Source organism: Blattabacterium clevelandi, from assembly GCF_003268615.1.
In the GTDB taxonomy this organism is placed as follows: domain Bacteria; phylum Bacteroidota; class Bacteroidia; order Flavobacteriales; family Blattabacteriaceae; genus Blattabacterium; species Blattabacterium clevelandi.
This window is the reverse complement of sequence record NZ_CP029844.1, coordinates 492015-512470: the sequence shown is the minus strand read 5'-3', so window position 1 is coordinate 512470 and position 20456 is coordinate 492015. Positions and strand designations below refer to the sequence as shown.

Sequence of the window (20456 nt, the reverse complement as noted above, 5' to 3'; positions counted from 1 at the left end):
GATTAGGAGAGATGGCCGAGAGGATTAAGGCGCACGCCTGGAAAGCGTGTTCACAAAAAAAGTGTCAAGGGTTCGAATCCCTTTCTCTCCGCTAATAATTATCTATATCTCTTAATTTTTTTTCAATTAAATTTTTCCTAACACCCATTACTTTATCTATATTTTTCGAAGCTTCTTGTAATTTATCTTGTGCTTGATGAAGCAATGATCCAAATTTTATAAATTCTTTTTTTACAGTTTCTAAAACTTTCCATACTTCGGAACTTTTTTTTTGAATAGATAAAGTCCGAAACCCAATCTGTAAACTATTTAACATAGCAGCCAATGTAGAAGGTCCTGTAATTACAATTTTATATTTTCTTTGTAATTCTTCTAATAAGCTTGAATTTTTTACGATTTCAGCATATATTCCTTCAAATGGCAAAAAAAGAATAGCAAAATCAGTAGTATGTGGAGGATCTATATATTTATCATTAATGTCCTTAGCCATTTTTTTAAGAACAGATACCATATTTTTTTTAGCTATTTCTATATTTTTTCTTTCTCCTAAATTATAAGCAATTTGCACTTTTTCATAAGTTTCTTTTGGAAATTTTACATCAATCGGTAACCATATAATATTTCCATCTCCAAGTCCTGGAAGCTTAATAGCAAATTCCACTACAAAATTTGTACTAGATTTAGTAACTACGTTACAAGCATATTGTTCTGGTGATAAAATCTGTTGCAAAAGCATAGATAGTTGCATTTCACTAAAACTTCCACATATTTTGACATGATTTAAAGTCCTTTTCAAAACATTTACATCCTGTGCAAGATTCTTCATATCTCCCAACCGTTCCTGTAAAAAAGACAAATGATTCCCAATGATTTCAAAAGATTTACCCAAATGTAAATTCAAAGATTTTTGAAGTTTTTCATTCACATTTTCTTTGATTTCTTCTAATTTTTTCTCTGTTATTCTAACTAATTTTTCTTGTTCTAAATGAATAAAATTTAATTTATTAGATTGATTTTCAATATAAAAATGAATTCTTCCATCAATAGAATTTTGAAAATCAATTATAGATTGTATCATTTCATTCTTAATCTCTTTTAAATAATTTTCAAATTCAATTCTATCATATTGAAATATTTTTTGTATTTCATTTCGATGATCTTTTAACTTTTCTATCAAAAAAAATTCTAATTTCCTAAAAAAATAGATAAATATAAAAAAAATAAAAGAACATAAAATTCCCAAACAATAATAGAATACCATAAAAAATAAAAGTATATTAAGAATTTTATGAAGTTAAAAAAAATAGCGGGAATAGGACTCGAACCTATGACCTTCGGGTTATGAGCCCGACGAGCTACCAACTGCTCCATCCCGCGCTACTTTTATAATATAATATTTTTCATTCACAAAATCAAGTATTAATAAAAAATTTTGATCATCCATTCATTGATATTAAAAATTCTTCATTATTTTTAGTTCTAGACATACGTGATCTTAAAAATTCCATGGCTTCTACTGGATTCATATCGGAAAGATGTTTTCGTAAAATCCACATTCTTTGCAACGTATTTGTGTCTAACAATAGATCATCCTTTCTTGTGCTAGATGAAACAAGATCAATAGCTGGATAAATTCGTTTATTAGAAATTTTTCTATCTAATTGAAGTTCTTTATTTCCGGTTCCTTTAAATTCTTCAAAAATAACTTCATCCATTTTTGATCCTGTATCGATCATAGCGGTAGCAATTATTGATAAAGACCCTCCATCTTCTATATTTCTAGCCGCTCCAAAAAACCTTTTTGGTCTATGCAAGGCATTAGCATCTACTCCTCCTGATAAAACTTTTCCAGAAGCAGGAGAAACAGTATTATATGCACGTGCTAAACGGGTGATAGAATCTAATAATATCACAACATCATGAGAACATTCTACCATTCTTTTAGCTTTTTGTAATACAATATTAGCTACTTTTACATGTCTTTCTGCTGGTTCATCAAAAGTAGAAGCGATGACTTCTCCTTTAACATTTCGTTGCATATCTGTAACTTCCTCTGGTCTTTCATCAATAAGTAAAATAATTAGATAAACCTCAGGATGATTAGCAGCAATTGCATTAGCAATTTCTTTTAATAAAGTAGTTTTTCCTGTTTTTGGAGGAGCTACAATCATTCCTCTTTGTCCTTTTCCTATTGGGGTGAAAAGATCTACTATTCTTGTAGAAAGAGTCGCATTTTTTTCAGCTAGTTTAAATTTTTCATTTGGAAAAAGTGGAGTTAAATGTTCAAAAGAATCTCTTTCTCTTACAAAAGAAGGATGTCTTCCATTAATTTCGATAATTTTAATTAAAGGAAAATATTTTTCTCCCTCTTTAGGAGGACGAACCTCTCCTCTTATCGTGTCTCCTGTTTTCATTCCAAAAAGTCTAATTTGAGATTGAGAAACGTAAATATCATCAGGAGATGATAAATAATTAAAATCAGAAGACCTTAAAAAACCATAGTTTTCTTGCATTATATCTAGAACTCCTTCACTAATTATAATACCCTCAAATTCATATTCAGGAGAACGATATTTATTGGATGTTTTTTGTTGTGAACATCCACTATCTAGACTAATAGGATTTTTAAATTCCGATCTATCAATTTTTTTCCAACTTGGAAAATATTTTTTTTGATATTTTCCAGTTTCTTCTTGAATTTTAGAAGATTTCTTTAAATTTTCCTTAGAAAAAAATTTCTTTTTTTCATTAATATTTAGAATCTTGGATTCTGTTTTTTTTTGAATTTTAAATCCTTTTTTTAATAAAGAATTTTCTATCTTTGAAGAAGACATTTGAGGATATTTTTTTTTATTGAAAATGGAAATTATTTTTTCTAGGAGTTCGTTTTTTCGTAATTGTGTACATTTTTTTAATCCTGAAGAACGAGCAATCTCCTGTAATTCAAAAAGTTTTTTACTTTTTAATTCAGTAATATCATAATACATAATAAAGTCATTGGGTTAGATTTTATATTCCAATCTTGGCTTTTAAGATAGTATCTTTACTAACTATAAATGCAATTATACAAATTAATTTGAATTTTAATCTAAAAAATTATAAAATATTTTTTTAATCTTATGTTATACCGAATACAAACTTTTTATTTATTTCTATCTATATTCATTTCCTCTATTTCTTTATACGTTTATTCTTATCAACAAAAAGAAATAAAAAATTACTTTTTTCTAGATAAAATATTTTTAATTTTTTTAATTATAACTTTGATTTTATCTATTGTAAGTCTTCTGTTTTTTAAAAAAAAAGAAATTCAAATTTTTTGTAATTGTTTAAATATACTTATAAATAGTGCTACTTTAATATACATTCTGTTTTTTTCGTATTATTATAAATATTTTTTAATCAAAAAAAATATTATTATTCTTATACTTATACTATCTATTCTTAGATTATTAACAATATTATTTTTATATCTTTCTAATCAAAAAATAAAAAAAGATATAGAATTAATTCGTTCTATGAATAGAATACGATAATAAATAAACATTGGTAATGGAACAAATAAACATCAAAATATAAATATATAAAATATTTTTTTTTACTTAACGAAAAAAAATAATGAAAAAAAATTCGTTGATTAATAAATTTGAAGTAATTGAAAAAGAATTTCAAAAAATATCAAATTCTATTTTAGATCCTAAAATTATATATAAAAATCAAAAAAAATATAAAATATACTTAAAAAAATATCGAATATTGAAAAATATAATGGATATTTATGAAAAATACAAAAAAAAATTATCCTCTCTTCAAGAAGCCAATGATATTTTAAAAAATGATTCTGATCCTGAAATGAAGGAAATAGCTTCTTTAGAAAAAAATAAAATTTTAGAAGATTTATATTCTATTGAAAAAAAATCATATAATATTCTATTTTCTAATATAAATACAGAAGAAAACAATGATGACTATAGAAATGCTATTGTAGAATTACGTTCTGGAACAGGAGGAGATGAAGCATGTCTTTTCGTAGAAGATATATTAAGAATGTATATAATGTACTTTAAACAAGTAGATTGTAAATATGAAATTATAAATATTCAAAAAGGAGGAATTAAAGGATACAAAGAAATAATTTTAAATGTAAGTGGAAATAATATAAAAGGAGGAGTTTATGGAAACTTAAAATTTGAATCTGGAGTACATAGAGTTCAAAGAATTCCAAAGACTGAATCTCAAGGCAGAATCCATACATCGGCTATTACAGTTGCTGTACTTCCTGAAATAAAAGATATAGAGATGAACATACATTTATCTGATATAAAAAAAGATACATTTCGATCTAGTGGTTCTGGAGGGCAACATGTAAATAAAACAGAATCCGCTGTACGGTTAACTCATTTGCCAAGTAAAATTACGGTAGAATGTCAAGAAGAACGCTCTCAACATAAAAATTTTGAAAAAGCTATGAACGTTTTACGATCACGTCTTTATCAAAAGGAAATGGAAAAACAATCTAAAGAAAGATCTATAAAAAGAAAATCTTTAGTCTCTACAGGAGATCGATCTGTCAAAATACGTACCTATAATTATCCTAAAAAAAGAGTAACAGATCATAGAATTCATAAATCTATCCATGATCTTACAGGATTTATGAATGGAAATATTCAAGAAATGATTGATTTTTTAAAATTTTTTGAAAAAAAACAAATCAACAATTTGAATGATCATTATCAAATTTAGAATCTAAGTGAAATTGGGTTAAAAAATTTGTATGATAATTTCCTTTTAAAAAATCATTATTTTGCATAAGCTGTCTATGAAAGGGAATGGTAGTACGAATTCCTTCTATTAAAAATTCTTCTAAGGAACGACGCATTTTTTCAATAGTTTCTTTTCTACTTTTTGCAGTGGTGATAATTTTTGCAATCATAGAATCATAATGATGTGGGACTCTATATCCAGCATAAATATGCGTATCAATACGTACTCCTTTCCCTCCTGGGAAATGGATTTGAATAATTTTTCCAGGAACAGGACGAAAGTTTTGATAAGGTTCTTCTGCATTAATTCTACATTCTATTGAATACATTTTTGGATAATAATTTTTTCCAGAAATTTTTTTTCCATCAGCTAAAAAAATTTGTTCTTGTACAAGATCTAAACCGGTTATTTCTTCGGTTATAGTATGTTCTACTTGAATTCTGGGATTCATTTCCATAAAGTAAAAATTCTTATTTTTATCTACTAAAAATTCTATAGTTCCTATACCTTCATAATGAATAAACTCAGCAGCTTTTACAGCTTCTTCACCCATTTTTTTTCTCAAAGCAATGGTTAAAAATGGAGATGGGGCCTCTTCGACCAATTTTTGGTTTCTTCGTTGAATTGAACAATCTCTTTCGGATAAATGACAGGATTTTCCATATCGATCGCTAATTATTTGTATTTCTATATGTCTTGGATCTATAATGAATTTTTCTATATACATATCTGTTTTTCCAAAACATGCTAAAGCTTCTTTTTTTGCTTCTTCCCAAGATTTTTTTAATTCTTTTTTATCCAAAACCGATCGTATTCCTTTCCCTCCACCTCCATAAACTGCTTTAATAATAATAGGATATCCTATTTTTTCTGCTATTTTTTCTACTTCCTTATAAGAAGATTCAACACAACAATCAGATCCAGGTAAACACGGAATTCCAGCATTTTTCATAGTTTTTTTAGCTGATATTTTATTCCCCATCTGAATTATTTGATTTGGAAGAGGACCTATAAATTTAATTTTATGTTTTCTACACATAGATGAAAAATAGGCACTTTCGGATAAAAATCCATATCCAGGATGAATAGCATCTGCATTAGTAATTTCAGCAGCAGATATTAAATTTGGAACATTTAGATAAGATTGATAAGAATAAGGAGGACCAATACATACAGCTTCATCAGCGAAATAAACATGAAGACTATATTTATCTGCAGTAGAATAAACAGCTACTGTTTTTATTCCCATTTCTTTAACGGTTCGTATAATCCGTAAGGCAATTTCACCACGATTAGCAATTAATATTTTTTTGAACATATATTTATTGGAGTTATAAAAACTAATAATCAGGATCTAAAATAAATAAAGGTTGATCATAATCAACTGGAGTAGCATCTTCTACAAGAATTTTAACAATTTTTCCATCTACTTCAGATTCTATATCATTAAATAACTTCATGGCTTCTATTACACAAACTTTTTCCCCAATTTTGATTTTATCTCCAATATTAACAAAAGGATCTTTATCTGGATGTGGTCTACGATAAAAAGTTCCAATCATAGGAGATTTAATGGTAAAATAACGATCTTTTTCAAGATCTTTTTCTTCTAATTTAGAAAACTTATCGGAAAAATCAGAAATATGGGAATATCTTCTTCTATAATTATTTGTAAAAATAGGATTCAATGTATTTTTTTTCTTTTTTCTAAATATTTTATTTTTAATATGAATTTTTGTTTCTCCTATTTTAATCATTATTTCATAAATATCAGATTTAGAAATAAATTGAATAAGCGATTTAATATTTTTGTAATCCATTCAGTTTTTCTATCTATATAAATATAATTAAATGAATATGGATTATTTTTTTTTCAATACTTTTTTTCCTCTGTAATAAAGTTGTTCTTCATGCCAATAAGCATTATGATATAAATGCTTTTGATTAGTTAAAGAACATTTCACTAATAAAGGTTCCTTTATTTTTAGATGAGTTCTTCTTTTATTTTTTCTGGATTTAGATTGTCTTCTTTTAGGATGTGCCATGATGATATAACGTATCTATTTTTTTAATTAATTACTAATTTAGAGATAAAATCAAATGTATATATAAAATAATTTTTTTATATTTATCATATCCTTTTGATTTTTAATTAATATTCATAAATCAATATGCATCAATTAACTAAACGTAATGAGGATTATTCCAAATGGTATAATGACATTATCATTAAATCTGAATTAGCAGAATTTTCTGGAGTTCGTGGTTTTATGATTATTAAACCATATGGATTCTCTATATGGGAAATAATGAAAAAAAAATTGGACAAAATGTTTAAAGAATCGGGCCATAAAAATGTTTATTTTCCATTATTAATTCCTAAATCTTTCTTTTCAAAAGAAAAAAAACATATTGATGATTTTTCGAAAGGATGTGCTATAGTTACGCATTACAAGTTTAAAAAACATAAGAATCAAAAAAAATTAACAATTGATTCAAAATCTAAATTAAAAGAAGAATTAGTAATTAGACCTACTTCTGAAAGTATCGTATGGAAAACTTACAGACGTTGGATTCAGTCTTATAGAGATCTTCCTATTCTTTTTAATCAATGGGGGAATGCTATTAGATGGGAAATGCATACTCGTTTATTTTTAAGAACTTCTGAATTTTTATGGCAAGAAGGTCATACTGCTCATTCTACAAAAAATGAAGCTATAGAAGAAACTAAAAAAATATTAAATATTTATACCCAATTTTCAGAAAATATTATGGCTATTCCTGTCTTGAAAGGAATAAAACCTTATATGGATCAATTTTCGGGATCTGAAACTACTTATTGTATTGAAGCGCTTATGCAAGATGGAAAAGCATTACAAATTGGAACTTCACATTTTTTAGGCCAAAATTTTTCAAAAGTTTTCGATGTAAAATTTACTAATCAAAATGGAGGGAAAGAATACGTATGGTCTACATCTTGGGGTGTATCTACTAGATTAATAGGTGGATTAGCAATGTTACATTCAGATGATCATGGGTTGATATTACCTCCAAAAATAGCGCCTATACAAACTGTTATTATTCCTATATATAAAAATAAAAAAGAATTAGGAAAGATAAATGAAATAGTTGAAAAAATTCAAAAAATTCTTAAAAATAAAGGAATTAGTATACAATATGATAATAGAGAACTTTTTACTCCTGGATGGAAATTTCATGAATACGAAATGAAGGGAATTCCCATACGGATTAGTATTGGACAAAATGAAATAAAAATGGAAAAAGTTGAAGTTTTTAGAAGAGATACTTACGAAAAAGTACATATATCTTGGAATAAGATAATAACATTAATTCCAGAACTTCTTGAAAAAATACAAAAAAATATTTATCAAAAAGCTTTAAATAGAACAAAAAAATTGACCATTATTTCAGATCATTATGAAGATTTTAAAAAAAAAATAAAGGATAAAGGGGGTTTTATTCTTGCTCATTGGGATGGTACTATTAGTACAGCAAAAAAAATTCAAAAAGAAACAGAGGCTACTATACGTTGTATTCCTATTCCAAATGAAAAAAAACTTGGAAAATGTATTTATTCTGGATCACCTTCTACTCAACGAGTAGTTTTTGCTAAATCTTACTAAAATACATTTAATTTTCCTTTAAAACTATTTAAAGATGAATAATTTTTCTTTTTTAGAATAATCATTAATTCCTTGATTAATCTATCAAATACAGGAATCCCTTCTTTTAAAAATTGAGTACCAATCTGAACTGCAGATGCTCCACACAATATATATTCAAATACATCTTTTCCAGTACAAATTCCTCCACATCCTATGATAGGAATATCTTTACGAAGATAAGTGTAAAATTTACGAACATTAGCAAGTGCAAATGGTTTTATAGATAATCCACCTATTCCACCAAACCCTTTTTTTGGATGAATAACTACAGATTCTTTATTTATATCAATGAAAATACCATTTGGTAAACTATTAATACAAGTAACAAAACAAATAGGGTATTTATTTAATATAAAAGCCATTTTTCTAAAATGAAAATCTTCAAAATAAGGAGGTAACTTAACTCCTAAAGGTTTTTTATAGAATTGAAATATATTTTCTAGAAAGTCTGAAATTTGAGAAAAATCGTAACCTAATATTTTATCTTTTTCCAATAGATTTGGACAGGATAAATTTAATTCTATAGCATTCATATTTGAAGAAATATTCGCTTTACGAAGAATAAGATAGTTTTCTTCGATAGATAGTCCTGATATAGATAATAAAAAAGGTTTTTTAGAATTTTTTTTTTCTAAAAAATCTAAATAAAAATCTATTCCAAGATTTGGCAATCCCATAGAATTAATACTTCCTTCCTTCCATTCAAAATACCTTGGTTTTAAATTACCATTTCTTGGTTTTATCGTACAACTTTTTGTAACTACAGCTCCAGAAGAACTAATCATAAGATCGTAAAGTTCTTTTTCTGTACAACATAAAATACCTGAAGCATTCATGATACATGATGAAAATTTTATTCCATTTATATTAGTGGAAATATCTATTTTTTTCATAATCATAGCATATATTATGTAATATTACAAAAGAATCCCAAAAGTATAAAATTTTTAACTTTACTAAAAAAGGTTTTTTATGAAGGACAAGGAACAGTTTTTTTTAAAAATTTATAATTTAGGGATTATTAAATTTGGTCATTTTACCTTAAAAAGCGGAATGAATTCTCCCATATATATAGATTTTCGTCCAATTGCTTCTAGACCAGATTTATTAATAAAACTATCGGATCTTCTTTTAAACGAAGTTCCGCCTCATACATTTGAATTAATTTGTGGAGTACCTTATGCAGCTTTGCCAATAGCTACTACTTTATCATTAAGATCTAATATTCCTTTAATTATTAAAAGAAAAGAAAATAAAGGTTATGGAACAAAAAAAATGATAGAAGGAATTTACAAAAAAGGACAAAACTGTCTTCTCATAGAAGATGTAATCACAAGTGGAGATAGTTTATTAAAAACAGTAATAGATATTGAAAAAGAAGGATTGATTATAAAAAATATTTTATCTATTCTTGATCGTGAACAAGGAGGAATAGAAAATATAAAAAATAAAGGATTTAATATACGATCTTTATTTCGTATAGGAGAAGTTTTAAAAATATTAGAAAAAAAAAATCTTTTAAAAGAAAAAGAAATACATATAATTAAGTTTTTTTTCCAAAAAAAAAATATAAAAAACATTCAGAAAAAACGTATTTCTTATGAAGAAAAAAAAGAAAAAATTTATCATCCAATAGGAAAAAAACTGATTGATATAGCATTGAAAAAAAAAACTAATTTGATCGTTTCAGCAGATTTAATACATTCTGAAAAAATTTTAGAATTAGTCAATTTAATTGGAGATCAAATTTGTGGATTAAAGCTTCATGTAGATATTATTAGTGATTTTTCATTTTCATTCATCCACTTTCTTAAAAAAATTTCTTTAAAAAAGAAATTTTTGTTATTTGAAGATAGAAAATTATGCGATGTAGGACCTACAAATTATCTTCAACTACATCATGGAATACATAAAATTTCTTCTTGGGCAGATGTGATTACAGTACATGTACTTGCAGGAAGTAAAAGTATAGAAAATTTAAATATTCCTTCTAATATTGGGTTAATTACTATATCTGAAATGTCTTCTTATGGTAGATTATCTGATGATAACTATATAAGAAAAGCATTAAATATTTCTTTAAAAAATTCAAAAGTAATTGGAACAGTAGCACAAAGAAAAGTTGACAATAGATTATTATTGTTTACTCCTGGTATACATTTTTCTGATTCAAGAAAAAACTATGAAGGAAATACTTACATTCATCCTAATCAAGCTTTTATAAAAAAAAATAGCGATTTTATTATTGTTGGAAAAGCTATTTATCAATCCGATAATCCAAAAATAGTTGCAGAAAATTATAGAAAAGCAGGATGGATAGCCTATGAAAATAGCTTTTAAAAAACATGAAAAAATAAATATATTAAAATTTTTTTTTTAAAAATTAATAATACTGATTGTATTTTTGTTTAATTTGTTGTTGTTTTAATATTATATATTAGGATTATTGATAATCATTCTTTATTAAAAAATTTTATGAATATATTTTGAATATGAAATGGATAAATTCATTCATAAGTTGTTTTATGATACTTTTTAGTATTATAGATATACTAGGAAATGCACCGATAATTATGGGTTTTAAATCCAAAGGGAATATTATAGATACTCAAAAAGTAATAATATCTTCTTTTGTTATATTTTTATCTTTTTTATTTTTAGGCCTGCCTATGTTAAAAATTATCGGTGTAGATATCTATTCTTTTTCGGTAGCAGGATCTATAGTTTTATTTTTAATAGGGCTAGAGATGATATTAGGTATAGATATTCATAAAGTTACAAAAAATTCTCAAACTTCTATCGTTCCAATAGCCTTTCCACTGATAGCTGGACCAGGATCTTTAACCACTTTAATTTCACTAAGGTCAACTTATGATGTTAATATTATTCTTTTATCTTTAATTCTTAATATGATAGTGGTCTATTTTGTTATAGATAAATGTGATTTTATTGCTAAAACAATAGGAAATAACGGATTAGATATCCTAAAAAAAATATTTGGAATTATTTTACTTGCTTTTTCAGTCAAAATATTTGGAGCAAATGCAGGTCAATTATTTCAATAAGGATTGTGAATCCATAATGATTTATTCCCATTTAATTACTTCATAAAATATTTTTTTAACAGATTGATTAATTTCTTCGAAATTTGGTAAAACAACTCCTTTATAAAGAAAAACAATATGATAGCTTTGATATTGATCTTTTTTTTCTTCTAAAATAGATTTATTCCATAAAAAAGAAGACCGTAATAAACGTTTTATTTTATTTCTATGAACCGATTTTTTAAAATTTTTTTTTTTACCAAAGTTCCAATTAGTTTGATCCCTTTATGATATATTTTATTTGAATGTAATAGTACGTATGTATAAATAGGAAAAAAAAATAAAGATTTTCCGTATTTAATTGTATTAATAATGTTTTTGGATCCTTTTATTTTTAATTGAACTTTCATACTTGACTTATGGATTTATAAATTCTTCTAATTTAGTAACCATACTTATAGGTCCACAAATAAATGGTGTTCTTTGATGTAAATTTAAAGGTTCTATATCTAGAATTCTTTTTTCCCCATCAGAAGCTTTTCCACCAGCTTGTTCCGTTAAAAAAGCTATAGGATTACATTCATAAAGTAATCTCAATTTTCCTTTTGGAGAATATGCTGTTTTAGGATAAATATAGATACCTCCTTGTATCATATTTCTATGAAAATCTCCTACTAAAGAACCAATATAACGTGCTGTATAAGGACGATTTTCTTTTTTTTCTTGACAATATCTTATAAATTTTTTGATGCCGTTAGGAAATCTAGAATAATTCCCTTCATTAATAGAGTAAATTCTTTCTATTTTAGGATAACGAAGATTCGGATGAGATAAATAAAAGGTACCAACCGATGGGTCTAAAGTAAACCCATGTACTCCATTTCCTGTAGTATATACTAATATTGTAGATGATCCATAAATAATATACCCTGCTAAAATTTGTTTATTTCCTTTCTGTAAAAAATCTTCTATTGTTAAATTCATAGAAGATTTTCTTCTATATACTGAAAATATAGTCCCAATAGATACATTTACATCTATATTAGATGAACCATCCAGGGGATCTATTAAAACAATATATTTTTTTTGAAAAGAATTTTCTTTTTCTCCCTTTATAACTATAATATCTTTACTTTCTTCTGAAGCTATTCCACAAACTATATTTCTGCTTTTAAAGGATTCTATGAAAACTTGATGTGCAAAATTATCTAATTTTTGTTGATTTTCTCCTTGTATATTAATAATTCCAGAACTTCCTATAATTTTTTCTGTTAACCCAGCTTTATTCACTTCCTTATTAATTGCCTTAGCCGCTAGCTTGATAGAGCTAAATAGACGCAATAATCCTTCTGTAGAATACGAAAAATGATCTCTATTTTCTATAATAAATTCTCCCAATGTATACATGTATCAGGAAATACTTTCTATAAATATCAGATTTTTTTATAAAATCCATTTTTATAGAAAAAAGTTTCTTGAACTATTTTTTAAACATAAAAAAAAAAGTTTTAAATTTTTGAAAATTTATCTGACAAAAAGTAAAAAAATAAAAAAAAAAATACATTATGATAAATCATATGAATGAATTACAATATATTGATGAATTTCGTTAATTAATGAGAATGAAAATTATTCAAGTATCATTAATATTATTATGGCGTGTATGGTTTTTTATAATCAATATATTTCTAATTCCATTATTAGCAGGAGCTTCTATCCCATTTCTCTTTAAAAATAAATATTATTATATCGCATATTGGTTTCACCAAATTTGGGCGAGAAGTAATCTTTTTCTTATGGGTTTTTGGTATGTGTTAGAAAAAGATAAAGAAATTTTAGATAAAAAAAAACAATATATGATTATTAGCAATCATAGTTCTATCATGGATATTATGTTGATTTATTCTTTAATGAGAAATCATCCTTTAGTTTTTGTAGGAAAAGCGGAATTAGCTAAACTTCCTTTTTTCGGATTTGTTTATAAAAGAAGTAATATATTAATAAATAGAAAAAATTTGTCTAGTTGTATGCAAGTATTTCAACAAATACAAAAAAAAATTGATTCTGGAAAAAGTGTTTGTATTTTTCCAGAAGGTGGAGTTCCTAATCCATCTATTTTATTAGATCATTTTAAAAATGGAGCTTTTTATATAGCCATAATAAAAAAAATATCGATTATTCCATTTACTATAGCTGATATAAAAACAAAGTTTCCTAAATCTCCTATAAAAGGAGGACCTGGAAAAATACGGATCAAACAACACCATTCTATTTTAACAAAAAACTTATCCTTAAAAGACAAAAATTTTCTAAAAGAAAAATGTTTTAATTTAATCCAATTTCAATTAAAAAAATTTGAACGTGAAAAAAATAAACAGATATTTTAGTGAATAAAAAAATTCATATTTACACTGACGGATCTTCTAAAGGGAATCCTGGTCCAGGAGGATATGCTATTTTTATAGAAATGGCCGGGACATCTTATTGGAAAATTATTTCCGAAGGATTTCGTTATACAACCAATAATAGGATGGAGCTATTAGCTATAATAGTTGGTCTAGAAAAAATTACGAAAAAAAAACAAAATATTATTGTTTTTACTGATTCTAAATATGTAATAAATTCTATTCAAAAAAATTGGATTTTTAAATGGGAAAAAAATAACTTTAAAAAAAAAAAAAATGTGGATTTATGGATACGATTTTTAAATTTATTTCATAAACATTTTATTATTTTTCAATGGGTTAAAGGCCATCATCTTCATTATATTAATGATTATTGCGATCGATTATCTGTAGAAGCATCAAAAAGTAAAAACTTGAAAATAGATCATGTCTATGAAAAACAAAATTTAAAAAAAATTATTTAGAAAACTTATATGTATTTCTTTGTCTAATTATTTCATATATAATTACAGATGTGGCATTACTTACATTCATAGAATCGATAGATCCAAACATAGGAATCGTTATTATTTTATCGGATATATTAAACCATATATTGGATACTCCTTTGCTTTCGGAACCTAAAACAATAGCTAAATGTGAAGAAAATTTAGTTTGATATAATTTTTTAGATTTTTTATTATGGAATCCTGTTACTGCAATTTCTATGTTTTTTTCTTGTAACCAAGAAATAATTGATTTTATTTTTTCTATAAAAATTTTTTTTGTAAAAACGCATCCTACACTACATCTAATTACATTAGGATTAAAAATATATGTTTTCGTATTACATAATATAATAAAATGTACTCCTGCAGCATCAGCAGTCCTGAATATAGATCCTAAATTTCCAGGTTTTTCTATTCCATCCAATATAAGAATAAAAGGATTTTTAGGAATTTTTATACTTTCTAGACTAGAAAATTTTTTTTCCTTAAAAAAGGCAATGATTCCACCTGAATTTTTTCTACATGCTAATTGTTGAAAAGTTTTTATATTAATAAAAAATACAATGTGATGAAAGGATTTAATCATATTATTTTGATAAAAAATATTTTTACATATAAATATTCCTATTGGTCTATAATTTCCTATTATAGCCATTTCAAATTCTTTGACTCCTTCAACAAGGAACATTTTATTATCCTTTTTTTTTTTATAAATCTTTATTAAATTTTTAATTTTTATATTACGTAATCCATGTATTTTTTCCATAAAATATTTTATAATGAATTGTGAAATTTATAAAAAAAAGGACATAATTTATATGAATAAAGCCATAAAATGTTCTAAATTATCTTATTGCAAAAATAAAAAAGTAGGAGCTATTATAGTAAAAAATAATCGGATTATATCCGATGGATATAACGAAACTCCAAGTGGATTTGATAATATATGTGAAGATCAAAATGGAAAAACTAAATGGTATGTTTTACATGCAGAAGCAAATGCTATATTAAAAATGGCTTTTTCTTCAAAATCTTGTAAAGATTCGTATTTATATATTACACATTCTCCATGCAAAGAATGTAGTAAATTGATTTATCAATCTAAAATTAAAAGAGTGGTATATTTACATAAATATTCAGAAAAAAATGAGGGATTAAATTTTTTGAAAAAATCAAAAATTATAATACATAAACTTATTTATTAAAGATCATTCGATCATTCATACGAACTATTTTGATATTATTATGTTAATTTAATATCATATAGTTATAGTATGTATAAAAAAATGACAAAAAAAATTGACTAACAATATTTTGAATAGATATCAAAGAATCCAGATGGCGGAATAGGTAGACGCGCTAGACTCAAAATCCAGTGATTTTAAATCATGCGGGTTCGAATCCCGCTCTGGGTATTTGTTTATGATCTATTCATAAAATTTAGAATAAAAAATATCTTTGAGAAAGAGGTAACATATACGATGGATTAGATCTTATTTTTTCTCCATCTATATAAACGCTATAGGTTTTTGGATCTATCTTTATATCTGGAGTCTCTCCATTTAATATCATATCTTTTTTAGATAAAATACGACATCCTTTTACTATCTTAAGTCGCTTTTGTATTTCATTTTTTTCTATGAAACCATCGTTTATCGCATGTATTGAAATAAAAAGACTACTCAATTTTGGTTCAAAAAAACCAAACATTTTACGATACATAAATGGTTGAGGGGTAGGAATAGTAGCATTAGGATCTCCCATGCTTGCGTATACAATCATTCCACTTTTGATTACTAATTCCGGTTTTACTCCAAAAAAAGAAGGTTTCCATAAAACTAAATCTGCCATTTTTCCAAGATTAATTGATCCAACATACTCTGAAATCCCATGAGTAATAGCAGGATTGATGGTATATTTAGATATATATCTTTTTACTCTAAAATTATCATTCTTATGAGAATCATTATTTAAAGATCCTCTCTGTTTTTTCATTTTATCAGCAGTCTGCCAAGTACGTTTGATTATCTCTCCAATTCTTCCCATAGCTTGAGAATCAGAATTGATCATACTAATAGCTCCTATGTCATGTAATACCCCCTCTGCACTAATCGTTTCAGATCTAATACGTGATTTTGCAAACGCAATATCTTCTGGAATATTAGAATCTAAATGATGACATATCATTAACATATCTAAATGCTCATCAACAGTGTTATAAGTATAAGGCATAGTTGGACTTGTAGATGATGGTAAAATATTAAAATAAGATATAACTTTCAATAAATCAGGAGAATGTCCCCCACCAGCTCCTTCTGTATGATAAGTATGAATTGTTCTATTTTGAAATATTTTTAAGGTATCCTCGACATAACCTGATTCGTTTAAGGAATCTGTATGAATATTTACTTGTACATCTAATTTTTCCGATACTTCTAAACAATGATCTATCACAGATGGAGTACTTCCCCAATCTTCATGAATTTTTAATCCACCTGCACCAGCCTTGATTTGTTCAATTAAAGCTTCAGGATTAGAACTGCTCCCACTCGCAAGAAAAACAAAGTTTATAGGAATGTGATCTGTACTTTTTAACATTCTTTGAATATTCCATACTCCAGAAGTACAATTAGTTGCTATAGTTCCTGTAGTTGGACCTGATCCCCCACCAATAATAGTGGTTGTTCCATTTTCTAATGCTACTTCAAATAATTGAGGACATATAAAATGAACATGACTATCTACACTTCCAGCTGTCACAATCATCTTTTCTGAAGAGATTACTTCAGTCCCCACTCCAATATACATATTTGGAGTTACTCCATCCATAACATATGGATTTCCTGCTTTTCCAATACCAACAATTACTCCATTTTTTATTCCAATATCTGCTTTTACGATTCCCCAATAATCAATAATAATGGCATTAGTTAAGACTAAATCTAAAACTCCTTCATTATTTGTCGCTAATGGATGTTGTCCCATTCCATCTCGGATAACTTTTCCTGCTCCAAAAATACATTCATCTCCATAAATGGTATAATCTTTTTCAATTTCAATCCACAAAGACGTATCTCCTAAACGAATTTTATCTCCTTTTGTCGGTCCATACATACTTGCATAAGATTCTCTATCTATTTTTTTCATATTTTCGTATTTTCTTTTACCGAAAAACCATAAATTTTTTTTATACCTCCTATTTTTACCAAAAAAATTTCTTTTGTTTCTCCTGGTTCAAAACGGATAGACCTACCAGAAGGAATATCGAGTCTATATCCTTTAGTTCCATTTCTATCAAAATGAAGAGCAATATTAGTTTCATAAAAATGAAAATGAGATCCTACTTGTATAGGACGATCTCCCGTATTAGAAACTATTCTTTTTATACGAGATCTACCAGGTAATAAAAAAATATCATCTTGAAGAAGTTCATATTGTCCTGGAATAAAATTTGATTTTTTTTTAAGTATTTTTTTAATAGGATTGTGTATAGTTACTAATTTTGTACCATCAGGAAAAGTGGCTTCTATTTGAATATTATTAAGCAATTCATATACTCCATCCATAACTTGACCATCGTGAAGAATATTTCCAGCTTCATACATAAGTTCTTTCACAGTTTTTCCATCACGTGCACCTTCCATAACATAATGAGTGATAAAAGCTACAGATTCAGGATAATTCAATTTTAATCCTCTTTTTAAACGTTTTTTTGCTAATTCTCCAGCCATATGTAGAATAATTTTTTCCTTTTCATAAAAAGTTAAGTGCATACTTTTTTTATATTTTGATTCATATTTATAAAAAACGAACATTCTACAAATTTAAAGTAATATATTTATTTATCATTTTGAAAAAAAAAAAATAATAGAGTCATATACAAATTCCACTATTTTTATTAAAAATATAAAAATCCTTATTAAAAAAATGTTTATTATATATTGTATTTGAGAATTTTATATTTTCTAATTTTATGGAATATTTTTATGGAAAAAAAAGTTTAATAAATAGGAATTATAAATGAATCAAATAGTTTTTAAAAAAAATTACTCCTATTTTTTATCATTATTTTTGTCATCATCTTTAACATTTAAAATAAAAGGTAAAAATTATTAACTAATTCATTAAAAAATGCAAGTTTTAAAATTTGGGGGGAGTTCCGTAGCTCATTCTGATTCCATAAAACGTATTTGTTCTTTATTAGAAAAAAAACCAAAAGGAAAATATGCGATCGTGGTATCAGCATTAGGAAATATAACCGATCAATTAATCCAATGTGGTCAATTAGCTTCTGAAAGAAATAATGTTTATAAAAATATTATAGAAAAAATAAAAATTAGGCATTTTCATATTATCAGAGAATTATTTCCTATCTACTATCAAAGTAATTTAATTAGTTGGATAAAAAAAAATATCAATGATTTAGAAAGTTTATGTAACGGTATTTTTCAAGTAAAAGAACTTTCTAAACGTACTTTAGATAAAATTATGAGTTTTGGTGAACTTTTTTCTTCTTTTCTTATTGCAAAAAAACTAAAAAAATCCGGATTAAATGCAATTTTCAAAGATAGTAGGGACTTAATTATTACAGACTCCAAATTTGGATGTGCAAAAGTAGATTTTATTAAAAGTAATCACCATATTCTTCAATTTTTTCGTAAAGAAAAATCAGAATATGTGGTTTTACCAGGGTTCATAGGATCAAATTTTCAAAACCAAACAACTACTCTTGGAAGAGGAGGATCTGATTATACTGCAGCTATTTTAGCTTCTGCTATATCTGCTAGTTTACTTGAAATATGGACGGATGTTAGTGGTATGATGACAGCAAATCCAAAAATGGTTCATCAAGCATTTCCTATAAAAGAAATTTCTTATGAAGAGGCAATGGAATTATCGCATTTTGGAGCAAAAGTCATTTATCCTCCAACGATAAAACCAGCTATGAAAAAGAATATTCCTATAAAAATTAAAAATACCTTTTATCCAATAGATCCAGGAACTTTAATTCATATTAGTAACAAAAAAACAAAAAACCGTCAACCAGTTACTGGAATTTCTGGAATTCAGAATTTAGCTTTGTTAACTCTTAAAATTCGTTTAATAATATGTATATCAATGTATTCAAAACGTTTATTTAAAGTTTTATCACGTGAAAAAATAAATGTAATTTTCATAACCCAAAATTCTTCAGAAAATTTCATTACCACAGGTATTCATGAAATGGATATCATTAAAGCAAAAAAGGTAATAAATAGTGAATTTTCTCAAGAAATATATCAAAAATATATCGATCCATTAAAAATAGAATATGATCTTTGTATCATTGCTCTAGTAGGATACAATATGAAAAATATTCATGGCCCCAGTGGAAAAATGTTTTCTTCTTTAGGAAAAAATAGAATTAAGGTAAGAGCTATTTCACAAGGTCCTACGGAAAAAAATATATCAGCCGTTATTCAAAAAAAAGATTTTAAAAAAGCTTTGAATACCTTACATGAAACCTTTTTTGAAAAAAATCCAAAACAAATTAATCTTTTTATTTGTAGAGTTGGAAAAGTAGAAAATAAATTACTTGAAAAAATAGATCAAAAAAAAAATTATTTTCTTGAAAAATTAAAACTTAAAATGAGAATAATTGGATTATCAAATAATATTCAAAGAATATATTTTGATAATAAAAATGGAATCCATTTATCTCCATGTAAATCCAATTTTATGAATAAAAAGGGTCTTAAAATGAAGATCTATTCATTGATGGAAAAAAAATGGAAATTTAATTTAAGAAATAGTTTATTTTTAGATAATACAGCTATTGAAAAAATAACTGGTTCTTCTGATTATAATCATTATCAAAAATTAAAAACGATTTCTAGCTATTTGTTAAAATATCCATTTTTATTCAAAACAAATGTAGGAGTATATATTCCAGTTATTAGCACTATTAACGATCTTATAAACATTGGAGATAAAATAAAAAAAATAGATGTTATTTTTTTAAATTCAGAAAAAATAAAAAATATATCTATGTCCAATCATTACGATTATTTTCAAAATTAGTTACTAAAA

The 20456-nt window shown here is 25.7% G+C and carries 21 protein-coding genes and 3 tRNA genes; 11 read left to right on the top strand and 13 right to left on the bottom strand.

The annotated features are described in order from the left end of the window. Nucleotides 1-5: 5 nt before the first annotated feature. Nucleotides 6-91, top strand: a tRNA-Ser gene (locus DM817_RS02515). On the opposite strand, the gene DM817_RS02510 is transcribed toward DM817_RS02515, so the two are convergent. The 3 genes from DM817_RS02510 to rho all read right to left on the bottom strand — a co-directional run bounded on the left by DM817_RS02510 (nt 92) and on the right by rho (nt 2987). After that, nucleotides 92-1261 carry a DNA recombination protein RmuC gene (locus DM817_RS02510; protein ID WP_113738450.1) on the bottom strand — a complete coding sequence of 390 codons (1170 nt, stop codon included), beginning with the start codon at nt 1259-1261 and terminating at the stop codon, nt 92-94. It lies immediately after the preceding tRNA gene. 43 nt (nt 1262-1304) lie between these two features. Next, nucleotides 1305-1377: transfer RNA gene (locus tag DM817_RS02505), tRNA-Met, on the bottom strand. Between the two features lie 59 nt (nt 1378-1436). Next, entirely contained in the window at nt 1437-2987 is a 1551-nt protein-coding gene (gene rho / locus DM817_RS02500; protein ID WP_113738449.1) for a transcription termination factor Rho, read from the bottom strand. Between the two features lie 132 nt (nt 2988-3119). On the opposite strand from rho, the gene DM817_RS02495 reads away from it, so the two are divergent. Together DM817_RS02495 and prfA are read left to right on the top strand one after the other, a co-directional pair. Next, nucleotides 3120-3536 carry a DUF4293 family protein gene (locus tag DM817_RS02495; RefSeq protein WP_113738448.1) on the top strand — a complete coding sequence of 139 codons (417 nt, stop codon included), beginning with the start codon at nt 3120-3122 and terminating at the stop codon, nt 3534-3536. Nucleotides 3537-3618: 82 nt separating this feature from the next. Continuing rightward, complete coding sequence (gene prfA / locus DM817_RS02490; RefSeq protein WP_113738447.1) at nt 3619-4743, top strand: peptide chain release factor 1; 1125 nt, start codon at nt 3619-3621, stop codon at nt 4741-4743. Here prfA and accC read toward each other — a convergent pair. From accC to rpmF, 3 genes are read right to left on the bottom strand one after another with little or no spacing between them, the layout of a single operon-like run. Beyond that, nucleotides 4712-6082 carry an acetyl-CoA carboxylase biotin carboxylase subunit gene (gene accC / locus DM817_RS02485; protein ID WP_113738446.1) on the bottom strand — a complete coding sequence of 457 codons (1371 nt, stop codon included), beginning with the start codon at nt 6080-6082 and terminating at the stop codon, nt 4712-4714. The genes prfA and accC overlap by 32 nt on opposite strands. 22 nt (nt 6083-6104) lie before the next feature. Continuing rightward, nucleotides 6105-6584 carry an acetyl-CoA carboxylase biotin carboxyl carrier protein gene (gene accB / locus DM817_RS02480; RefSeq protein WP_113738445.1) on the bottom strand — a complete coding sequence of 160 codons (480 nt, stop codon included), beginning with the start codon at nt 6582-6584 and terminating at the stop codon, nt 6105-6107. Between the two features lie 42 nt (nt 6585-6626). Continuing rightward, complete coding sequence (gene rpmF / locus DM817_RS02475; RefSeq protein WP_113738444.1) at nt 6627-6809, bottom strand: 50S ribosomal protein L32; 183 nt, start codon at nt 6807-6809, stop codon at nt 6627-6629. 126 nt (nt 6810-6935) lie between these two features. On the opposite strand from rpmF, the gene proS reads away from it, so the two are divergent. Further along, a complete protein-coding gene (gene proS, locus DM817_RS02470) occupies nt 6936-8408 on the top strand; it encodes a proline--tRNA ligase (protein WP_201260529.1) in 1473 nt (490 codons plus the stop codon). Here proS and DM817_RS02465 read toward each other — a convergent pair. Continuing rightward, nucleotides 8405-9349, bottom strand: coding sequence for a dihydroorotate oxidase (locus DM817_RS02465; protein WP_113738443.1), 945 nt, complete (start codon nt 9347-9349; stop codon nt 8405-8407). The two genes, proS and DM817_RS02465, sit on opposite strands and share 4 nt — an antisense overlap. A 73-nt stretch (nt 9350-9422) precedes the next feature. Here DM817_RS02465 and pyrF point away from each other — a divergent pair, with 73 nt between their 5' ends. Both pyrF and DM817_RS02455 read left to right on the top strand, forming a co-directional pair. Continuing rightward, the gene (gene pyrF, locus DM817_RS02460) at nt 9423-10790 is read left to right on the top strand and encodes an orotidine-5'-phosphate decarboxylase (RefSeq protein ID WP_113738442.1); all 1368 of its coding nucleotides are present in this window, start codon (nt 9423-9425) and stop codon (nt 10788-10790) included. Between the two features lie 152 nt (nt 10791-10942). Then, complete coding sequence (locus DM817_RS02455) at nt 10943-11515, top strand: MarC family protein (protein ID WP_113738441.1); 573 nt, start codon at nt 10943-10945, stop codon at nt 11513-11515. Between the two features lie 21 nt (nt 11516-11536). Here the strand turns inward: DM817_RS02455 and DM817_RS03100 are convergent, their stop codons facing one another. From DM817_RS03100 to fbp, 3 genes are read right to left on the bottom strand one after another with little or no spacing between them, the layout of a single operon-like run. Continuing rightward, entirely contained in the window at nt 11537-11713 is a 177-nt protein-coding gene (locus DM817_RS03100) for a hypothetical protein (protein WP_113738577.1), read from the bottom strand. Continuing rightward, on the bottom strand, nt 11710-11904 hold the full coding sequence (locus DM817_RS02445) for a hypothetical protein (protein ID WP_113738440.1): 195 nt from the start codon (nt 11902-11904) through the stop codon (nt 11710-11712). The genes DM817_RS03100 and DM817_RS02445 overlap by 4 nt, the downstream gene beginning before the upstream one ends. A 7-nt stretch (nt 11905-11911) precedes the next feature. Beyond that, entirely contained in the window at nt 11912-12901 is a 990-nt protein-coding gene (gene fbp / locus DM817_RS02440; RefSeq protein WP_113738439.1) for a class 1 fructose-bisphosphatase, read from the bottom strand. 215 nt (nt 12902-13116) lie between these two features. Here fbp and DM817_RS02430 point away from each other — a divergent pair, with 215 nt between their 5' ends. Then, the gene (locus tag DM817_RS02430) at nt 13117-13881 is read left to right on the top strand and encodes a lysophospholipid acyltransferase family protein (RefSeq protein ID WP_113738437.1); all 765 of its coding nucleotides are present in this window, start codon (nt 13117-13119) and stop codon (nt 13879-13881) included. Beyond that, nucleotides 13881-14363, top strand: a complete 483-nt coding sequence (locus DM817_RS02425; RefSeq protein ID WP_113738436.1) for a ribonuclease HI — start codon at nt 13881-13883, stop codon at nt 14361-14363. The genes DM817_RS02430 and DM817_RS02425 overlap by 1 nt, the downstream gene beginning before the upstream one ends. Here DM817_RS02425 and DM817_RS02420 read toward each other — a convergent pair. Then, a complete protein-coding gene (locus DM817_RS02420; RefSeq protein WP_113738435.1) occupies nt 14356-15153 on the bottom strand; it encodes an RNA methyltransferase in 798 nt (265 codons plus the stop codon). The two genes, DM817_RS02425 and DM817_RS02420, sit on opposite strands and share 8 nt — an antisense overlap. 13 nt (nt 15154-15166) lie before the next feature. Here DM817_RS02420 and DM817_RS02415 point away from each other — a divergent pair, with 13 nt between their 5' ends. Continuing rightward, nucleotides 15167-15592, top strand: coding sequence for a deoxycytidylate deaminase (locus tag DM817_RS02415; protein WP_113738434.1), 426 nt, complete (start codon nt 15167-15169; stop codon nt 15590-15592). Between the two features lie 127 nt (nt 15593-15719). Further along, nucleotides 15720-15802, top strand: a tRNA-Leu gene (locus tag DM817_RS02410). 25 nt (nt 15803-15827) lie between these two features. Here the strand turns inward: DM817_RS02410 and ureC are convergent. Both ureC and DM817_RS02400 read right to left on the bottom strand, forming a co-directional pair. Beyond that, nucleotides 15828-17534: an urease subunit alpha gene (gene ureC / locus DM817_RS02405; protein ID WP_113738433.1), complete on the bottom strand. Its 1707-nt coding sequence runs from the start codon at nt 17532-17534 to the stop codon at nt 15828-15830. After that, a complete protein-coding gene (locus tag DM817_RS02400; protein ID WP_113738576.1) occupies nt 17531-18160 on the bottom strand; it encodes an urease subunit gamma in 630 nt (209 codons plus the stop codon). The genes ureC and DM817_RS02400 overlap by 4 nt, the downstream gene beginning before the upstream one ends. A 358-nt stretch (nt 18161-18518) precedes the next feature. Here DM817_RS02400 and DM817_RS02395 point away from each other — a divergent pair, with 358 nt between their 5' ends. Then, a complete protein-coding gene (locus tag DM817_RS02395) occupies nt 18519-20447 on the top strand; it encodes an aspartate kinase (RefSeq protein WP_113738432.1) in 1929 nt (642 codons plus the stop codon). Nucleotides 20448-20456 lie beyond the last annotated feature (9 nt).